Source organism: Streptomyces sp. NPDC041108 (assembly GCF_055592645.1).
The window spans coordinates 176,254-192,756 of the sequence record NZ_JBVIYK010000001.1 but is presented as its reverse complement, the minus strand read 5'-3'; the positions used below and the strand labels follow the sequence as shown (position 1 = coordinate 192,756).

11 protein-coding genes are annotated in these 16,503 nt (G+C 73.0%); all 11 read left to right on the top strand.

What is annotated here, in order from left to right; translation table 11 throughout:
* Window positions 1-168: 168 nt before the first annotated feature.
* The 11 genes from ACZ6BB_RS00765 (at window position 169) to asnB (ending at window position 16,494) form a co-directional block, all read left to right on the top strand.
* The gene (locus ACZ6BB_RS00765) at window positions 169-4,356 is read left to right on the top strand and encodes a molybdopterin-dependent oxidoreductase (RefSeq protein ID WP_471613174.1); all 4,188 of its coding nucleotides are present in this window, start codon (window positions 169-171) and stop codon (window positions 4,354-4,356) included.
* A 232-nt stretch (window positions 4,357-4,588) separates the two neighbouring features.
* A complete protein-coding gene (locus tag ACZ6BB_RS00760; protein WP_471613173.1) occupies window positions 4,589-4,981 on the top strand; it encodes a sortase-dependent protein in 393 nt (130 codons plus the stop codon).
* Window positions 4,978-5,607, top strand: a complete 630-nt coding sequence (locus ACZ6BB_RS00755; protein WP_471613172.1) for a class F sortase — start codon at window positions 4,978-4,980, stop codon at window positions 5,605-5,607. Before ACZ6BB_RS00760 ends, ACZ6BB_RS00755 begins: the two co-directional genes overlap by 4 nt.
* Before the next feature lie 77 nt (window positions 5,608-5,684).
* On the top strand, window positions 5,685-6,185 hold the full coding sequence (locus ACZ6BB_RS00750; RefSeq protein WP_383885909.1) for an RNA polymerase sigma factor: 501 nt from the start codon (window positions 5,685-5,687) through the stop codon (window positions 6,183-6,185).
* Window positions 6,169-6,690, top strand: coding sequence for a hypothetical protein (locus ACZ6BB_RS00745; RefSeq protein ID WP_471613171.1), 522 nt, complete (start codon window positions 6,169-6,171; stop codon window positions 6,688-6,690). The genes ACZ6BB_RS00750 and ACZ6BB_RS00745 overlap by 17 nt, the downstream gene beginning before the upstream one ends.
* Window positions 6,691-7,509: 819 nt before the next feature.
* Complete coding sequence (locus tag ACZ6BB_RS00740; protein WP_471613170.1) at window positions 7,510-8,988, top strand: sugar transferase; 1,479 nt, start codon at window positions 7,510-7,512, stop codon at window positions 8,986-8,988.
* Between the two features lie 82 nt (window positions 8,989-9,070).
* Window positions 9,071-10,387 (top strand): nucleotide sugar dehydrogenase, encoded by a 1,317-nt coding sequence (locus tag ACZ6BB_RS00735; protein WP_471613169.1) that lies wholly within the window; start codon window positions 9,071-9,073, stop codon window positions 10,385-10,387.
* Entirely contained in the window at window positions 10,377-11,684 is a 1,308-nt protein-coding gene (locus ACZ6BB_RS00730; RefSeq protein WP_471613168.1) for a glycosyltransferase family 4 protein, read from the top strand. The genes ACZ6BB_RS00735 and ACZ6BB_RS00730 overlap by 11 nt, the downstream gene beginning before the upstream one ends.
* Entirely contained in the window at window positions 11,681-13,048 is a 1,368-nt protein-coding gene (locus ACZ6BB_RS00725) for a Wzz/FepE/Etk N-terminal domain-containing protein (RefSeq protein WP_471613167.1), read from the top strand. The genes ACZ6BB_RS00730 and ACZ6BB_RS00725 overlap by 4 nt, the downstream gene beginning before the upstream one ends.
* Entirely contained in the window at window positions 13,045-14,565 is a 1,521-nt protein-coding gene (locus tag ACZ6BB_RS00720; protein ID WP_471613166.1) for a Wzz/FepE/Etk N-terminal domain-containing protein, read from the top strand. The genes ACZ6BB_RS00725 and ACZ6BB_RS00720 overlap by 4 nt, the downstream gene beginning before the upstream one ends.
* A gap of 3 nt (window positions 14,566-14,568) precedes the next feature.
* Complete coding sequence (gene asnB, locus ACZ6BB_RS00715) at window positions 14,569-16,494, top strand: asparagine synthase (glutamine-hydrolyzing) (protein WP_471613165.1); 1,926 nt, start codon at window positions 14,569-14,571, stop codon at window positions 16,492-16,494.
* The last annotated feature ends 9 nt before the right edge of the window (window positions 16,495-16,503 follow it).

The following is a 16,503-nucleotide window of genomic DNA, read 5'->3' as shown; positions in this document are numbered from 1 at the left end:
AACGGGCAATTCGTACGATCGGACCTGCCGGGCGACACCCCGGAGCTGAGCGGAAGCCGACCCTCCGCCGTACCAGAGAAGCAACCGGTCCGCCGTACCGGACAGCGCCGGCGGACCGGTTCGGACGACCGACCGGACACCCCGGACGCCGACAGAGAGGGGCCGCCCGTGGCCGCACAGGGCCCGCAGAGCACCACGACCCAGGTGCGGACCGTGTGCTCGTACTGCGGTGTCGGCTGCGGCATGCTCCTGGACGTCGGGATGGGTCCCGACGGCCGGCGGACGGTCCTGAGGGCGACGGGCGACAAGTCGCACCCGGCGAACTTCGGCCGCCTGTGCACCAAGGGCGCCACCACGGCCGACATGCTGGCCGCGCCCGGCCGCCTCACCACCGCCCTCGTACGGGACGACCGGGGCGACGAGCCGGTCCCCGCGCCCGTCTCCGACGCGATCGCCGAGACCGCCCGGCGGCTGCGCGCGATCATCGACGAGCACGGGCCCGACGCGTTCGCGTTCTACGTCTCCGGCCAGATGAGCCTCGAAGCCCAGTACCTGGCGAACAAGCTGGCCAAGGGCTTCATCCGCACCAACCAGATCGAGTCCAACTCCCGGCTGTGCATGGCGAGCGCGGGCACGGGTTACAAGCTGTCCCTGGGCGCCGACGGGCCGCCCGGCTCGTACGAGGATCTCGACAGGGCGGACGTCTTCCTCGTCATCGGCTCGAACATGGCGGACTGCCACCCGATCCTGTTCCTGCGGATGATGGACCGGGTCAAGGCGGGCGCGAAACTGATCGTCGTCGACCCGCGCCGCACGGCGACGGCCGAGAAGGCCGATCTCTTCCTGCGGATACGTCCGGGAACCGATCTGGCCCTGCTCAACGGACTTCTCCATCTGCTGCACGCGAACGGGCACACCGACCCCGACTTCATCGCCGCCCACACCGAGGGCTGGCAGGCGATGCCCGGCTTCCTCGCCGACTACGCCCCGGACGCCGTCGCCGCGATCACCGGCATCCCGGAGGACGACATCCGCGAGGCGGCCCGGCTCATCGGCGAGGCCACCGAGTGGACGAGCTGCTGGACCATGGGGCTCAACCAGTCCACGCACGGCACCTGGAACACCAACGCGCTCGTCAACCTGCATCTGGCGACCGGCGCGATCTGCCGGCCGGGCAGCGGCCCCTTCTCGCTCACCGGGCAGCCGAACGCCATGGGCGGCCGCGAGATGGGCTACATGGGCCCGGGACTGCCGGGGCAGCGGTCCGTGCTGGTGGACGAGGAGCGGGCGTTCGTCGAGGAGCTGTGGGGGCTGGCCCCCGACAGCCTGCGCTCCGACGGGGTCGGCAAGGGCACGGTCGAGATGTTCCGGAAGATGGCCGACGGGGAGATCAGGGCCTGCTGGATCATCTGCACCAACCCGGTCGCCTCCGTCTCCAACCGCAGGACCGTGATCGAGGGCCTGGAGGCCGCCGAGTTCGTCGTCACGCAGGACGTCTTCGCCGACACCGAGACCAACGCGTACGCCGATGTCGTCCTGCCCGGCGCCCTGTGGACGGAGTCCGAGGGCGTCCTCGTCAACAGCGAACGCAACCTCACGCTCGCCGCCGCGGCCGCCGACCCGCCGGGCGAGGCGATGGCCGACTGGCGCATCATCGCCTCCGTCGCACGGGAGATGGGGTTCGAGAAGGGGTTCTCGTACGACACCGCCGAGCAGGTCTTCGAAGAGATCAAGCGGGCGTGGAACCCGAAGACCGGGTGGGATCTGCGGGGTGTGAGCTACGAGCGGCTGCGGTCGGGTTCCGTGCAGTGGCCCGCGGCGGCGGCGGACGGACCGGCGCGCAATCCGATCCGGTACGCCGGGGCCGGGGCGGACGGGGAGCTCCTCTTCCCCACCGCCGGCGGACGGGCCGTGTTCCATGCCCGGCCGCACCTGCCGGCCGCCGAGATGCCGGACGACGACTATCCGTTCGTGCTCAACACCGGGCGGCTGCAGCACCAGTGGCACACACTGACGAAGACGGGCAGGGTCGCCAAGCTCAACAAGCTGAACCCCGGGCCGTTCGTGGAGGTGCATCCGCAGGACGCGGACGAACTGGGCCTGCGGGACGGGGACTCCGTGGAGGTCGCCTCGCGGCGGGGGCGTGCCGTGCTCCCGGCGGTGGTGTCGGACCGCGTGATGCCCGGCTGCGTGTTCGCGCCGTTCCACTGGAACGACCTGTTCGGGGAGTACCTGAGCATCAACGCGGTGACGAGCGACGCGGTGGATCCGCTGTCGTTCCAGCCGGAGTTGAAGGTGTGCGCGGTGTCGCTGGCGAAGGTGGCCGCGCCGGTACGGGCTCCGGCTGCGGTGACCGCGCCGGGTGCCGTGGCCCCGGCTGCCGTGGCCGTTCCGGCGACCGTGACCGCACCGCCGTCGGTGACGGCTGCGGCGATCACCCCCGGTGCCGATGTCTTCGGTCTCGAACCCTCGCCCCCGCCCGTGCTCTCCGCCCAGGAACGCCAGTACCTCACCGGCTTCCTCGCCGGGCTCGGCTCCGGGGTGCGGGGGGTGCCCGTGCTGCCGGTGGACGCGCCGTTCAGCCCCGAGCACGCGCTGTGGGTGAACGGGGTGCTCGCCGGGATGTACTCGCGGTCGGCGGACCCGGGCCCCACACCCGCCACCGGCACCGGCACCGGCACCGCCGGGCGTGAGGTCGTGGTGCTGTGGGCCTCACAGACCGGGACGGCAGAGGAGTTCGCGGTGGCGGCCGCCGAGCATCTGGGAGCCGCCGGGCACCGGGCCACCCTGGTCGGGATGGACGAGGCCGAGCCGGAGCGACTGCCGGTCGGGGCCGACCTGTTGCTGATCACCAGCACCTTCGGGGACGGCGACGCGCCCGACAACGGCTCCGGGTTCTGGGACGCGCTCTCCCACCGGGAGGCCCCCCGCCTGGACGGGGTGCGCTACGCCGTACTGGCCTTCGGCGACTCCTCCTACGACGACTTCTGCGGGCACGGGCGCCGCCTCGACGCCCGGCTCGACGAGCTGGGCGCGGTGCGGCTGGCCCCTCGCACGGACTGCGAGCCGGACTACGAACCGTCGGCGGACGCCTGGCTCGGCCAGGTCATCACCGCGCTGGCCACGGAGACGGACGCGGGTGCGCCCGGGACTCGGACAGCGACGCCAGGGGCCGCCGGTGTTCCTGTCGCCCCGCAGCTCGCCGCCCCCGCCCCCGCGCCCGCGCCCGTCCGTTCCGCCAAGCCCGCCACCGCCACCGCCCGGCTGGTCGGCAACCGGCTGCTCAGCCTGCCCGGGGCGGGCAAGGAGGTGCGCCGCTTCACCTTCGACACCAGCGGGACGGGCCTGTCGTACGAGGCGGGCGACGCGCTCGGGGTGCGGCCGGTCAACTCGGCCGGTCTGGTGGCGGAATGGCTGGCGGTGACCGGCCTGGACGGCTCGGCTCCGGTGGAGGCCGCCGGGGTGGGCGAGGTGTCCTTCGCCGAGGCCCTGCACCGGCATCTCGACATCACCCGGATCACCCCGGACCTGCTCCGCTTCGTCTCCGAACGGACGCGGGACAACCGGGAGTTGAAGAAGCTGATGCGCCCGGACAACAAGGACGGGCTGGCCCAGTGGTCATGGGGCCGGCAGGCCGTGGACGTGGTGGCCGAGTTCGCCGTGCGGGCCTCCGCCGAGGAGTGGGCCGGCGTCTTCAAGCGGCTTCAGCCCCGGCTGTACTCGATCTCGTCGAGCCCGCTCGTCGACCCGCACCACGTCTCGCTGACGGTGTCGGTCGTGCGGTACGAGAACCTGCGCGGACGCCCGCGGGGCGGGGTCTGCTCGCCCTTCCTCGCGGACGGCGAGGCGGATCTGGACGTGCCGGTCTTCGTGCAGCGCTCGCCGCACTTCCGGCCGCCCGCCGACCCGGTGACCCCCATGATCATGGTCGGGCCGGGGACCGGCGTCGCCCCCTTCATCGGCTTCCTCCAGGAACGGCGGGCCCTCGGACACCGGGCGCCCAACTGGCTGTTCTTCGGGGAGCAGCACCGGGCGACGGACTTCTACTACCGGGAGGAGCTGGCGGACCTCCAGGAGTCGGGTGTGCTCAGCCGGCTGGACACCGCCTTCTCCCGTGACCAGCGGGCCAAGGTCTATGTCCAGGACCGTTTGCGCGAGCACGGGCCCGAGCTGTGGCACTGGCTCCAGGACGGCGCCCGCTTCTACGTCTGCGGCGACGCGTCCCGCATGGCGAAGGACGTGGACCGGGCCCTGCGGGACGTCGCGGTCACCCACGGCGGGATGACCGAGGACGAGGCCGCCGCGTACGTGAAGCAGCTCGCGACGGAGAAGCGGTACGTCCGGGACGTGTACTGAGCGCGGGCACCCTCCCCGCCTCCGCCCCTCCGCCCCCTTCCCTCCTCCGCCCCTCCCCTCCCCCCACGGCTTTGCCATCTCTTTACAACGCGTCTCCTCCCTGTCTCGTCTCTCCGCTCGACATGTGATGCCGCCGCGTGCCGGTGACCGGCCGGGCGGCACACGAAGCCGCCGCCCCCGCCGAACCCGGCGGCGGGCACGGCCCGTTGAGCCCGACGAGAGAGAGCGACCCATGCGCCGAACCGTCCTCAGTGCCACGGCACTCGTGTTCACCGCCGTGCTGGCGACCGCGCCGTCCGCGTTCGCCGACGACACGAGCCCGACCGTCGTTCCGCGCGAGGCATCCACCGCACCGAGCGCGGCCCCGAGCGTGGTCCCCTCCGCCCCGGCCGAGGAGCCTTCGCGGGCGACCGAACCCACCAAGGCCCCGGACCGCCGTGACGCGAGCCCGGTGCCGAGCCAGGTCTCCGTCGTTCCCAGCGGCGCGCCCGACACGGGGGCGGCGACCGGCTCGGAGGGATCCGGCAGCGCGGGCGTGCTGGCCGGTGCGGGCGCCACCGCCGTACTCGTCGGCGGCGGCGCGGCCGTCGTGCTGCTGCGCCGCCGGCGGGCGAACGGGGCGTGACCTTGTTCTCCAGGCGCGCCTTCGCCGCCGCCGCGGCGGCCTCGCTGCTCGTGGGCTGCGACGACCGGCGGACCGACCGCACCACGACCGCGCCCCCCGCGGGCGACGCGGCCTCGTCACCCCCGGCCTCCCCGTCCGCCACCGCCACCGGCGCCGTACGCCCCTTCGGCCGTTCGGTCCCGGTCCGGCTGCTGATACCGGGCATCGGGGTGGACACCCCTCTCATCCGGCTGGGGCTGGCCCCGGACGGCACGGTGGAGGTGCCGCCGATCACGGCGCACGACCGGGCGGGCTGGTACGAGCACTCACCGACCCCGGGACAGACCGGCCCGTCGGTGATCCTGGGCCATGTCACGGTCGGCCGTCACGGCGACGGGGTGTTCCGCCGGCTCGCGATGCTGCGGCGGGGCGAGCGGATCGAGGCGCGCCTGGAGAACGGCACGGCACCGGAGTTCACCGTCGACGCCGTGACGACGGTCGCCAAGTCCGCCTTCCCGGCGGACGAGGTCTACGGGAACGTGGACCGTCCCGCACTGCGCCTGGTCACCTGCGGGGGTCCGCGCACGGGGAACGAGTACCGCGACAACGTGATCGTCTTCGCCACGCTGAGCCCCCCGGCCCGGTGACCCCCGGCCCGCCCCCGGATCTCGCGGCCGGCCCGTCCCCGCTGCCGCTCGCCGCACCATCACGACCATGGAGAGCGTTGAAACGGTCCCGTGAGAAGGCCGCGTCCGAACTGTTCGCCGCCCTCTATCCGCGCCTCGCCGGCTGGTGCCGTCGGCTCGTCGACGACGACGGGACGGCCCACGAGATCGCGTCGGAGGCGTTCACACGGCTGTGGGCCCGCTGGACGTCCGTCGCGGAGCCGCACGGTTTCCTCTATGTCACCGCTGCCAACCTGGTGCGGGACCACTGGCGCAAGACGGAACGCGAACGCAGGGCGATGCGCCGGGCCACCGCCGAGGCCTCGGTGCGTCCGCTGCCCGACCACGCCGAGGCGTCCGACCCCTCGGTGCGGCTGCTCGTGCAGTCGCTGCCCGAACGGCTGCGCGTGCCGATCCTGTTGCACTACTACGCTGACATGCCGATCCGGGAGGTGTCCGTGCTGACCGGACGCAAGGAGGGAACGGTCAAGGCCGACCTCCACGCGGCCCGCGAACTGCTCCGCGCCCATCTGAGGAGAAGCCTTGACCACACGCCCTGACGAGGGCCCGGGGTCCGAGCCCGACGACGACCCGCTCACCGTCGTCCTGCGTCCCCCCGCCGTCCACCTCGGACCGCCCCCCGGCCAGTTCGAGACCGTCCGCCGCGCCGCCGCCCGGCGCCGGCTGGTCCGGGCCGCGGCAGGCGCCGCCGCCGCCTGCGCGGCCGTCGTGCTCGTCGTCCTGCCGGTGCGCCTCGCCGGGAGCGACGCCCCCGCCTCCCCCTCGGTCCCCCTGGCCCCGCCCCCCGCGACCGGCAGCCCCTCCCCCGCCCCGTCGGACTCCGGTGCCCCCGGCACTCCCCCGCCCGACGAGCAGCGCCCGACCCCGGCCCCCTCGACCCGGCCCACCAGGACCGGCGCCGAGACCACCGTGCCGTCGGCGAGCCCGTCGGCGGGCCCGTCCGAGGCCGTCGGACGGTCGGACCGGCCCACCGAGCCGTCGGCGACCCCTACCCGCCCCTCCTCCGAAGCCCCGGACCTGCGCGCGACGCCCGGCGCGGGCTGAGCGACGGCGCCGCCGGCACATCTCGGCGGTGCGGTGCGCCGGTCGAACAGAGTGGCGCCCGAGACGGTCACGGCGGTCGTTTCGGTCCGGCGCCGCGGGGAGCGAGGCCGACCCGGGCGCGAAGCAGGTGCCTTCGGAGCACCGGCGCGATCAAGTCGCGCGCCTCACGGGGCTGATCGATCACGCCGTTCCGCCCGGACACCCGGACGGCTCGGCCGCCCGCCGTGACCAGCGGAAATGAGAGCCCGAACCGGGCGCCGCGGAAGCCGAGTCGGGGGGGCCGGGTGAGGCATCCGAAACACCCGATGGCGTAAAGGCACCCATAGGCGGCCATCGTTGGTCGTTTCAGCCCCAAAGCTTGAATACAAATTACACACTTCCCCTCTTCAAGACTGGTCCCGATGGTCTAGATTGACCGTGCTTCAGCTGTTCGGACACGAGGCGACCGTTAATGATCTATAGGTCCGGCGCTAGGGAAGGCATGTTTTCGTGACCCCACCGCCGGCCGTGGGGGTGATCATTCCCGGAGCCGGGACTGGGCCTTGGGTGTGGGGAGCACCCGGGATTTCGAGAGTTTTCGCGCGCCTCGAAAGCCCGCAGGCCGTATGCGTCCACCACCGCCGGGGTGAGTGGTCCGAGTAGCACCGGCACGGCCGGGATGTCAGGTGCGGGAGGCGGGGGCCTCCCGGAGGAAAGACAGCGCGACGCGGGGGCGGGGGCCTCCCGAGGGGAGGGACGGTACGGGGGGCGGGGGTCTCCCGGGGCGAGGAAACAGTGTGCGGCGAACACGTCGAACCACTGGGAACCTTGGGGGGTTCTGTGCGGCAAGGGGAATTGGTCAGCCCGTTTCCGTCGGCGCGGGGGCGTCTGGCGGGCGGGGCCATCAGCCGGATCACGATCGAGTGGGAGCAGCGGTACCGCCGCACCGTGATCATGAGCGACACCGTGGCCACGGCCATCGTGGTGGCGGCGATCGGCAATTTCTTCGGGGCCCGGGACGCGGCCGACTGGCACGAGAAATGGGGAATTCTTGCATTCGGCACCGAACTCCTGGTGCTGGGTGCGCTCGCGGTGAGCCGGGCATGGGCTCCCGCCGTACTCGGCCAGGGTGCCGAGGAATTCCGCCGGCTCGGACGCTCGCTTTTCACGGCGACCGTCGTACTGGCACTCGGCGGAATCGCTCTCACCTCGCGCAACATCAAACTCTGGATCTTCGTCGCGATTCCCGCGATCGCACTGGTCACCATGACCGTGCGATATCTGCTGCGCCTCTCGCTGCACAGACAGCGCAAAGAGGGGCGCTGTCTGAGACCGGTGCTCGCCGCCGGGAGCCCGGCCACCGTGCGCGATCTGATCGCCCGGACACGCAAGCTCCCGCACCTGGGCTGGCGGGTGGACGCGGTGTGCATCACGGACGGCCTCGGCTTCGGCGGTGAGTATCTGGACGGGGTGCCGGTCGTCGGCGGACTGACGGACGTCGCGGGCCATGTCCGCCGCGACGGCTACCGCGTCGTCGCGGTCACCCCGGACCCGCACTGGTCACCGCACCGGCTGCAGCGGCTGGCCTGGAACCTCGAAGGCAGCGACGCCGAGATGGTCGTGGCCCCCGTGCTGATGGAGGTGGCCGGCCCTCGGCTGCACGTCGACGCGGTGCTCGGGATCCCGCTGCTGCGGGTCAGCATGCCGACCTTCACCGGGGGCCGCCGGGCGGTCAAGGAGGTCGTCGACCGCATAGGCGCAACGATTCTGCTGATGCTGCTCGCGCCCCTGATGCTCCTCGTCGCACTGGTCGTGCTGATGGACAGCCGGGGTGGGGCGTTCTACCGCCAGCGCAGGGTCGGCAAGGACGGCCGCGAGTTCACCATCCTCAAGTTCCGCACCATGGTCACCGGCGCGCACAAGGCACGCGACGCGCTGGCCGACCGCAACGAGGGCGCCGGGCCGCTGTTCAAGCTCCGCCGGGATCCGCGGGTGACCCGGGTGGGGGCGGTGCTGCGCCGCTACTCGCTCGACGAACTCCCCCAGCTCCTCAACGTGCTCACCGGATCGATGTCGCTCGTCGGTCCGCGGCCGCCGCTGCCGGAGGAGTCCGCCGCGTACGGCCCGGACATCCGGCGGCGGCTGCTGGTCAAGCCCGGCCTCACCGGTCTGTGGCAGATCAGCGGGCGCAGCGACCTGTCGTGGGAGGAGGCGGTGCGGCTGGACCTGCGGTACGTGGAGGACTGGTCGCTCGCCCTGGACAGCGTGATCCTCTGGAAGACGCTGCGCGCGGTGATCCACGGGCAGGGGGCCTACTGATGCGCCGGGGACCGCAACTCGACCGTGCCGCCGAAGAGCGGAACGCAGGCCGTGGGGGCCTGCCTGGGGGGAGGAACGGGTCATGAGAGTCAGCGTTTTCGGGCTCGGCTACGTGGGCTGCGTGTCGGCCGCGTGCCTGGCCAGCATGGGGCACGAGGTCATCGGGGTGGACGTGAACCAGGTGAAGGTCGACCTGGTCAACGACGGCAAGGCCCCGGTGGTGGAGGAGCGGATCGGTGAACTGATCGCCGAGGTCGTGCGGACCGGTGCGCTGCGCGCCACCGCCGACGTCCGTGAGGCGATCACGGACAGCGAGGTGTCGCTGGTCTGCGTGGGCACGCCCTCAGAGCCCAACGGCAGCCTGTGCACCACGTATCTGGAGCGGGTCACCGAGGAGATCGGCGCCGCGCTCGCCGAACGGGGCGGGCGGCACACCGTCGTGTTCCGCAGCACCATGCTCCCGGGCACCTGCCTCAACCTGCTGGTGCCGATCCTGGAGAAGTACGTCGGCGGCACGGCCGGGGTGGACATCGGGGTCGCGGTCAACCCCGAGTTCCTGCGCGAGGGCACGAGCGTCAAGGACTTCTTCGACCCGCCGAAGACCGTCATCGGTGAACTCGACGCGGCGAGCGGCGACGCGGTGCTCGCGCTCTACGACGGCCTGCCCGGCGAGGTCTTCCGGGTGCCGGTCCCGACGGCCGAGGCGATCAAGTACGCGGACAACGCGTTCCACGGCCTCAAGATCGGCTTCGCGAACGAACTGGGCGCGGTGTGCCACGCCCTCGGCGTGGACTCGCACCAGGTGATGGACGTGTTCCTGGCCGACCGCAAGCTGAACATCAGCCCCGCCTACCTGCGGCCCGGGTTCGCCTTCGGCGGCTCCTGTCTGCCCAAGGACCTGCGCAGCCTGGTCCACGCGGCCCAGCGGGCCGACGTGTCCGTGCCCATCCTGTCCCATGTGCTGCCCTCCAACGCCGACCATCTGCAGCGCGCGGTGGAGCTGGTCGAGCGCACCGGCAGGCGCCGGGCGGGACTGTTCGGGCTGTCCTTCAAACCCGGCACCGACGACCTGCGCGAGAGCCCGCTCGTCGAACTGGCGGAGAGGCTGTTCGGCAAGGGGTACGACCTGAAGATCTACGACGCCAACGTGAGCCTCTCCCGGTTGCTCGGCGCCAACCGCGAGTACATCGAGACCCGGCTGCCGCACCTCGCGCAGCTGCTCGCGGACTCCGTCGAGGAGGTGCTCGAACACGCCGAGGTGATCCTGGTCGGGACCAGGGACCCGGCCGTGCTGTCGGCGCTGCCCCACGGCGGCGACCGAGTGATCGTCGACCTCGTCCACCTTCCCGACGCCGACGCGCGCCGGGCCGAACCGGGGTACGTGGGCCTTGCCTGGTGACACGAAGCGCGAGAGCCGGCCGGACCGGCGCGCGCTGATTCTGGTGGAGAACCTGTCGGTGCCGTTCGACCGGCGGGTGTGGCAGGAGTGCACGACACTGCGCGACGCGGGCTGGACGGTGCACGTCATCTGCCCGCAGGGGACCAAGCGGGACACCGAACCCGAGGCGGAGATCGACGGGGTGCGGATCCACCGCTACCCGTTGCGCGCGGCCACCGGGGGACCGTCCGGCTATCTGCGGGAGTACGGCTCGGCGTTGTGGCACACGGTCCGGCTGGCCCGGAAGGTCGGACCGGTGGACGTGGTCCACGCCTGCAACCCGCCCGACCTGCTGTTCCTGCCGGCCCTGTGGATGAAACGGCGCGGCGCTCGCTTCGTCTTCGACCAGCACGACCTGGTGCCCGAGCTGTACCTGTCGCGGTTCGACCGCGGCGAGGACCTGCTCTACCGCGCCGTGTGCGCGCTGGAGCGGCGGACCTACCGGGCCGCGGACGTCGTGCTCGCCACGAACGAGAGCTACCGGGACGTCGCGGTGCGCCGCGGCGGCAAGCGGCCGGGGGACGTCTTCGTGGTGCGCAGCGCCCCCGACACCGGCCGGTTCCACCCCGTGCCGCCCGAGCCGGAGTTGAAGCGCGGCAAGCCCCATCTGCTGTGCTACCTCGGCGTCATGGGTCCGCAGGACGGCGTCGACTACGCGCTGCGGGCGCTGGCCAAGCTGCGCGACGAACTCGGACGGACGGACTGGCACGCCGTGTTCGTCGGCGCCGGTGACACCTTCGACGCGATGGTGGAGCTGTCCCGGCGGCTCGGGCTCGCGGACCGGGTGGAGTTCACCGGGCGCATCCCGGACGCCGACCTGGCGCGCTACCTGTCCACCGCGGACGTGTGCCTCTCCCCCGACCCGCGCAACCCGCTCAACGACGTGTCGACCATGAACAAGGTGCTGGAGTACATGGTCATGGGCCGGCCGATCGTGTCGTTCGACCTCCGGGAGGCGCGGGTCTCCGCCGGTGAGGCGGCCGTCTACGCTCCGGCCAACGACGAGTCGGCCTTCGCCGGGCTCGTCGCGGGGCTGCTGGACGATCCGGAGCAGCGGGCCCGCATGGGCAAGATCGGCCAGGAGCGGATCGGCGGGGCGCTGTCCTGGAGCAACTCCCAGCGGTCACTGCTCGCCGCGTACGCCGCGGCCTGCGGCGACCGTCCCCCGAGCCCGGCGAGCGGCACGGCCTCGGCGGGCGCGGCGGGCGCGGCGGGCGCGAGCGACACGGACCGGCCGGGAAAGAGGCCGCGCCGTTGAGCGATGACACGATACGCCTGGTCACGATCGGGCGGATTATCCGCCGGCGCCGACGGCTGCTCATCATCCTCACCGTGGTGGGCGCGCTCGTCGGCCACGGCACTTCCCTGCTGCTTCCGCCGCGGTACACGACGTCGGCGTCGGTGCTGCTGCCGGGGGCGTGGGAGGAGCGCGAGCTGCTGACACAGGCGGAGATCGCGACCAGTTCGGTGGTGGTCGACCGCGCGGCCACCGCGCTCGGCTGGACCGGGGTCGACGGCGGCGAGGTGCGGGAGCACGTCAGCGCCAAGGCCACCGACGGGAACATCATCAAGATCTCGGGCACCGCCGACACCCCGGAGCGCGCCCAGCACCTCTCCGACCAGGTGGCCCGGCAGTTCGTCGCCTTCGCCAAGCAGGTCGCGGGCGAGAGCGCCGACCCCGAGGCCGGGGCTCCCGAGGCACTGCGGCAGACCGTGAAGAAGACCAGCCGCCGCATCACCGAGCTGGCCGAACGGGCAGGTTCGGGAGAGACCGTGGAGAGCGTGCAGACCCGCACCGAGCTGGCGAAGCTGCGCACCGCGCTGCAGGAGGCCATCGACAAGCTGGACCAGGCCGACCCTGCCGACGAGCAGGCCGCCAACCTGGTGGTCATGGGATCCGCGGCCCGGCCGGTCGGCGAGGCCCCGCCGACCAGGACCCAGCTCATCGCCGCCGGGGCCCTGCTGTTCTTCCTGCTCACGGTCGCCGGCCATCTCGTCGCCGCCCGGATGAGCCGCCGGCTGCGGACCGGGACGGAGATCGCGGCGGCGCTGGGTTCGGCGCTGCTGGGCGCCGTCGACGTACCTGTCGGACGGTCCGCGCACCGGCCGGGAGGCCGTGGCCCGGGGGCACTCGTCCGCCGGCTGCTGGGCGTCGACGTCCGGTGGGACCTGCCGGCCCCGCGGACGTCCGGTGACGAGGCCAGCAGACAGATCCGCTACCGGCGGGTGTGCGGCCGCCTGCGGGAGCAGCTGCCGGCCCCCCGGCGGCTGCTGGTCGTCGTCCCGGACGGCGACGAGACCGCCCGCAGGGCCGCCGAACGGCTCGTCGTCGAGGCCGGGAGCGATCCGCTGCTGCGGGTGGTGGGGGTTGCGGTGGCCCGGCCGATGGTGCCGGACCGCGCCCACGAGTCGGGTGTCCTGGTCGTGCTCAGCGCGGGCAGCTGGACCGCCGGGGAGCTGGCGGGCATCACCGAGGCGTGCGCGGACGCCAGGCACGAGATCGTCGGCATCGTCCTCGCCGGCCCGGTCCGGGCGCGTAAGGCCCGGTCCGCCGGACCGGCGCCGGAGGCAGTGACGCCCGCGTTCGCGGTCGGCGAGGACGCGAGAAGAGGTGCACGGTGACGACGAGTACGACTCCGGAGTCGTCGGCCGCCGCCCCACTGCTGGACCTGCAGGGGCTGGTGGTGTCGGTGCGCAGGCGGCGCCGGCTCTGGGGCTCCATGGCACTGCTGGGGCTGCTCGGCGGCGCGGGGGTGGCGGTCCTGCTGCCGCCGCAGCCGACCGCGGTGACCAAGGTGCTGGTCGCGCACCAGGAGGACCAGCCCAACGACCCCGGCACGCTGATCCGCACCGACGTCGCCCTGCTGCAGACCACCCGGATCGCCGGCAAGGCCCTGAAGTCCCTCGGTTCCCCGGAGAAGCCGGAGGACTTCATGGAGGACTACGCCGGCGTCGGCCTGACCAACAACCTGCTGCAGATCGAGGTGACCGGGGAGAGCGACGCGGTGGCGGTGGCCCGTGCGAAGGCACTGGCCGACGCGTTCGTCGCCGACCACGTGCGGCGGATACAGGAGGCCGCGAACGCGGAGGCCAAGGCCCTGCTCGACCAGCGTGACCGGATACGGGCCGACCTCGCCAAGGTCAACAAGGCCATCGGGAACGGCACACCGGACAGCGACCCGACCGCCTCGGCGGACATGGAGTCCCTCTTCGCCCGCCGGGCCGAACTCACCTCCCGCATCTCCGACTTCGACCAGCGGGCGGCCGAGGCACGCATCGGCACACCCCAACTGGTCGCCGGCACCCAGATCGTGGACGCGCCGCGCGCGGTGCGGCACTCGCTGCCCGGGACCGCCGCCACCGACGCGGCGATCGGGCTCGCCCTCGGGCTCGCCCTCGGGCTCGCGGTGGCCGCGGTCGGCACGGTGGTGGCGGACCGCCCGGTCCTGCGCCGGGACATCGCCGCGCACCTGGGCGCCTCGGTCCTCTCGGAGCTGCCCCGCCGGTCGCCCTGGCTGTGGCGGCGCCGATCGACCCGGGGCGCACGCGAACGGCTCACCCTCACCCTGACCCGCGCCGTACGCGGCTCGACGGACCCCCTGTCGCTGCTGGAGCTGGGCTGTGCCCGCAACGCGAGCGAGATCGCCCTGGACCTCGCGAGGGCACTTGCGGCCGAGGGGCCGGTGGCCGTCGTCGACGGGCTGCCCGGCCGGCAGCTCGCGGGCCGCCGCCCGAAGCCGGGAGACCCGGCCGTGGTCGACGGCGCGCGAGCCGCGGACCTGGCGCCCGAGGACCTCAGGATCGGCGTCGGCTCGGTGGCGCCCGGCACGGCGTGGACCGACCTGCAGTACCTCGGCACGCGGACGGTGCTCGTCGTGCGGGCCGGGCACGGCAGCGTCGCGTGGCTGCACACCGTGGCGCGGCAGCTCGCGGACCAGCACATCGCGGTGGCCGGGGTGGTACTGATCGACCCCGACCCGCGGGACCGGACCGACGGCACGCTGTGGGACGGCCCGCACGGCGCGGCGCGCGGCCGCAACGAACGGCAGGGCCGCCCGAACGGAACAGGCCGACGGCGGACGGAACGGCTGCCGATGTGGGCGGAGCGGGTCCCGGACAGCGACCAGGAGGCGCGGTAGCACATGTGCGGCATCGCAGGTACGTACCGATGGCCCGACGGCAAGGACGTGACCGACCGGCTCACCGACGTCCTCGCCCATCGTGGTCCGGACGGGGCCGGCCGGTACAGCCACCCCGTCGGTGACGGCGAGGTGCACCTCGGGCACCGTCGGCTGGCCATCATCGACCTCTCCGAGACCGGGGCCCAGCCGATGGTCTCGGACGGCCTCGCCCTGACGTACAACGGAGAGCTGTACAACGCGCCCGAGCTGCGCGCCGAGCTGACGGCCGCCGGGGTGCGCTTCCGCGGCACCTCCGACTCCGAGGTGCTGCTGGAGGCCTGGCGGCGGTGGGGCACGGACTGTCTGCCCCGGCTGCGCGGGATGTTCGCGTTCGGGATCTTCGACGAGCGCACCGGTGACCTGGTGCTCGCCCGCGACCAGCTCGGCATCAAGCCGCTGTTCCTGCTGCGGCGCGGCGAGGGGCTGGTGTTCGCCTCCGAGCTGAAGGCGCTGGCCGCCGTGACGGGCAGGTCGCTGGAGGTGGACCACGCGGCGCTGGTGGCCTCGCTGCTGTACTACTGGGTGCCGGACTCACGGTGCGCGTTCCGTGAGGCGGAGAAGCTGCCGCCGGGGAGCTGGCTGCGGTGCCGGGCCGACGGCCGGGTGGAGCGCGGCCGGTTCTGGAATCTGCGGGACGTCGCCGCCGAGGGCAGGGACCGCGCCCTCGCCGGGGAACAGCCGGACCTCGCGGCCGTCGTCGAGGAGTCGACCCGGCGCCATCTGCTGTCCGACGTGCCCGTGGCGACGTTCCTCTCCGGCGGGCTGGACTCCAGCTATCTGACCGCGCTGGCGGCCCGCGACCGGCCCGGGATCTCCGCCTACACGATCGGGTTCCGCGCCGAGGACGCCAGGTTCGAGGCGATGCCGGACGATCTGCGGTACGCCCGGCAGGTGGCCGAGCGGTTCGGCGTCGACCTGCACGAGATCGAGATCGCGCCGGACGTGCTCGACCTGCTGCCCCGGATGACGTACCACCTGGACGAGCCGATCGGCGACCCCGCCGCGATCAACACCTTCCTGATCTGCTCGGCCGCCCGGGAGGCCGGGGTCAAGGTGATGCTGTCGGGGATGGGCGCCGACGAGCTGTTCGCCGGGTACCGCAAGCACCTGGCCAATCTGCTCGCGCTGCGCTACCAGCGCGTCCCCCGGCCCCTGCGGCGCGGGCTGTCCGCGGCCGTGGACCGGCTGCCGGTGGCCTCGGCCCGCCGGGGGTACCGGTCGGTGCGCTTCGCCAAACGGTTCCTCTCCTTCGCCGATCTGCCGGAGGAGACCGCGTTCCGGCGCAGCTACACCATGTACGACCAGGACGAGCTGCTGGCCCTGATCGATCCGGACCTGGCCGGGACGGTCGACGACGTGCTGACCGAGCACGCGGACGTCTACCGGGACAACGACCTCGACGACTTCGTCAACCGCATGTGCCTGGGCGACGCCCGGATGTTCCTGCCGGGCCTGAACCTCGCCTACACGGACCGCTCCAGCATGGCCGCGTCGACGGAGGTGCGGGTCCCGTACGTGGACGTCGAGGTGGTCAGGGCGGCGTTCGCCGTGCCCGGCGACCGCAAGATCGTCGGCCGGCAGGGCAAGGCCGTCCTGAAGGAGGCCGCCTGCTCGATCCTGCCCCGGGAGATCGTGTACCGGCCCAAGGGCCTGTTCAGCGCCCCGCTGCGGGCCTGGATGAGCCGGGACCTGGCGCCGCTGGTGCGCGAGGTGGTGAACGACGGCGAACTCGTCCGGTCCGGTTTCCTGCGCCGCGACGCGCTGCGACGGCTCGTCGCCGAGGACGCCGCCGGGCACCGGGACAACTCCAAGCATCTGTGGCATGTGCTGACCCTCGAGTACTGGTATCGCGGCGCGGTCTCCGGCTCCGGCCGGACCGCTCCCTGACGGCGTAGA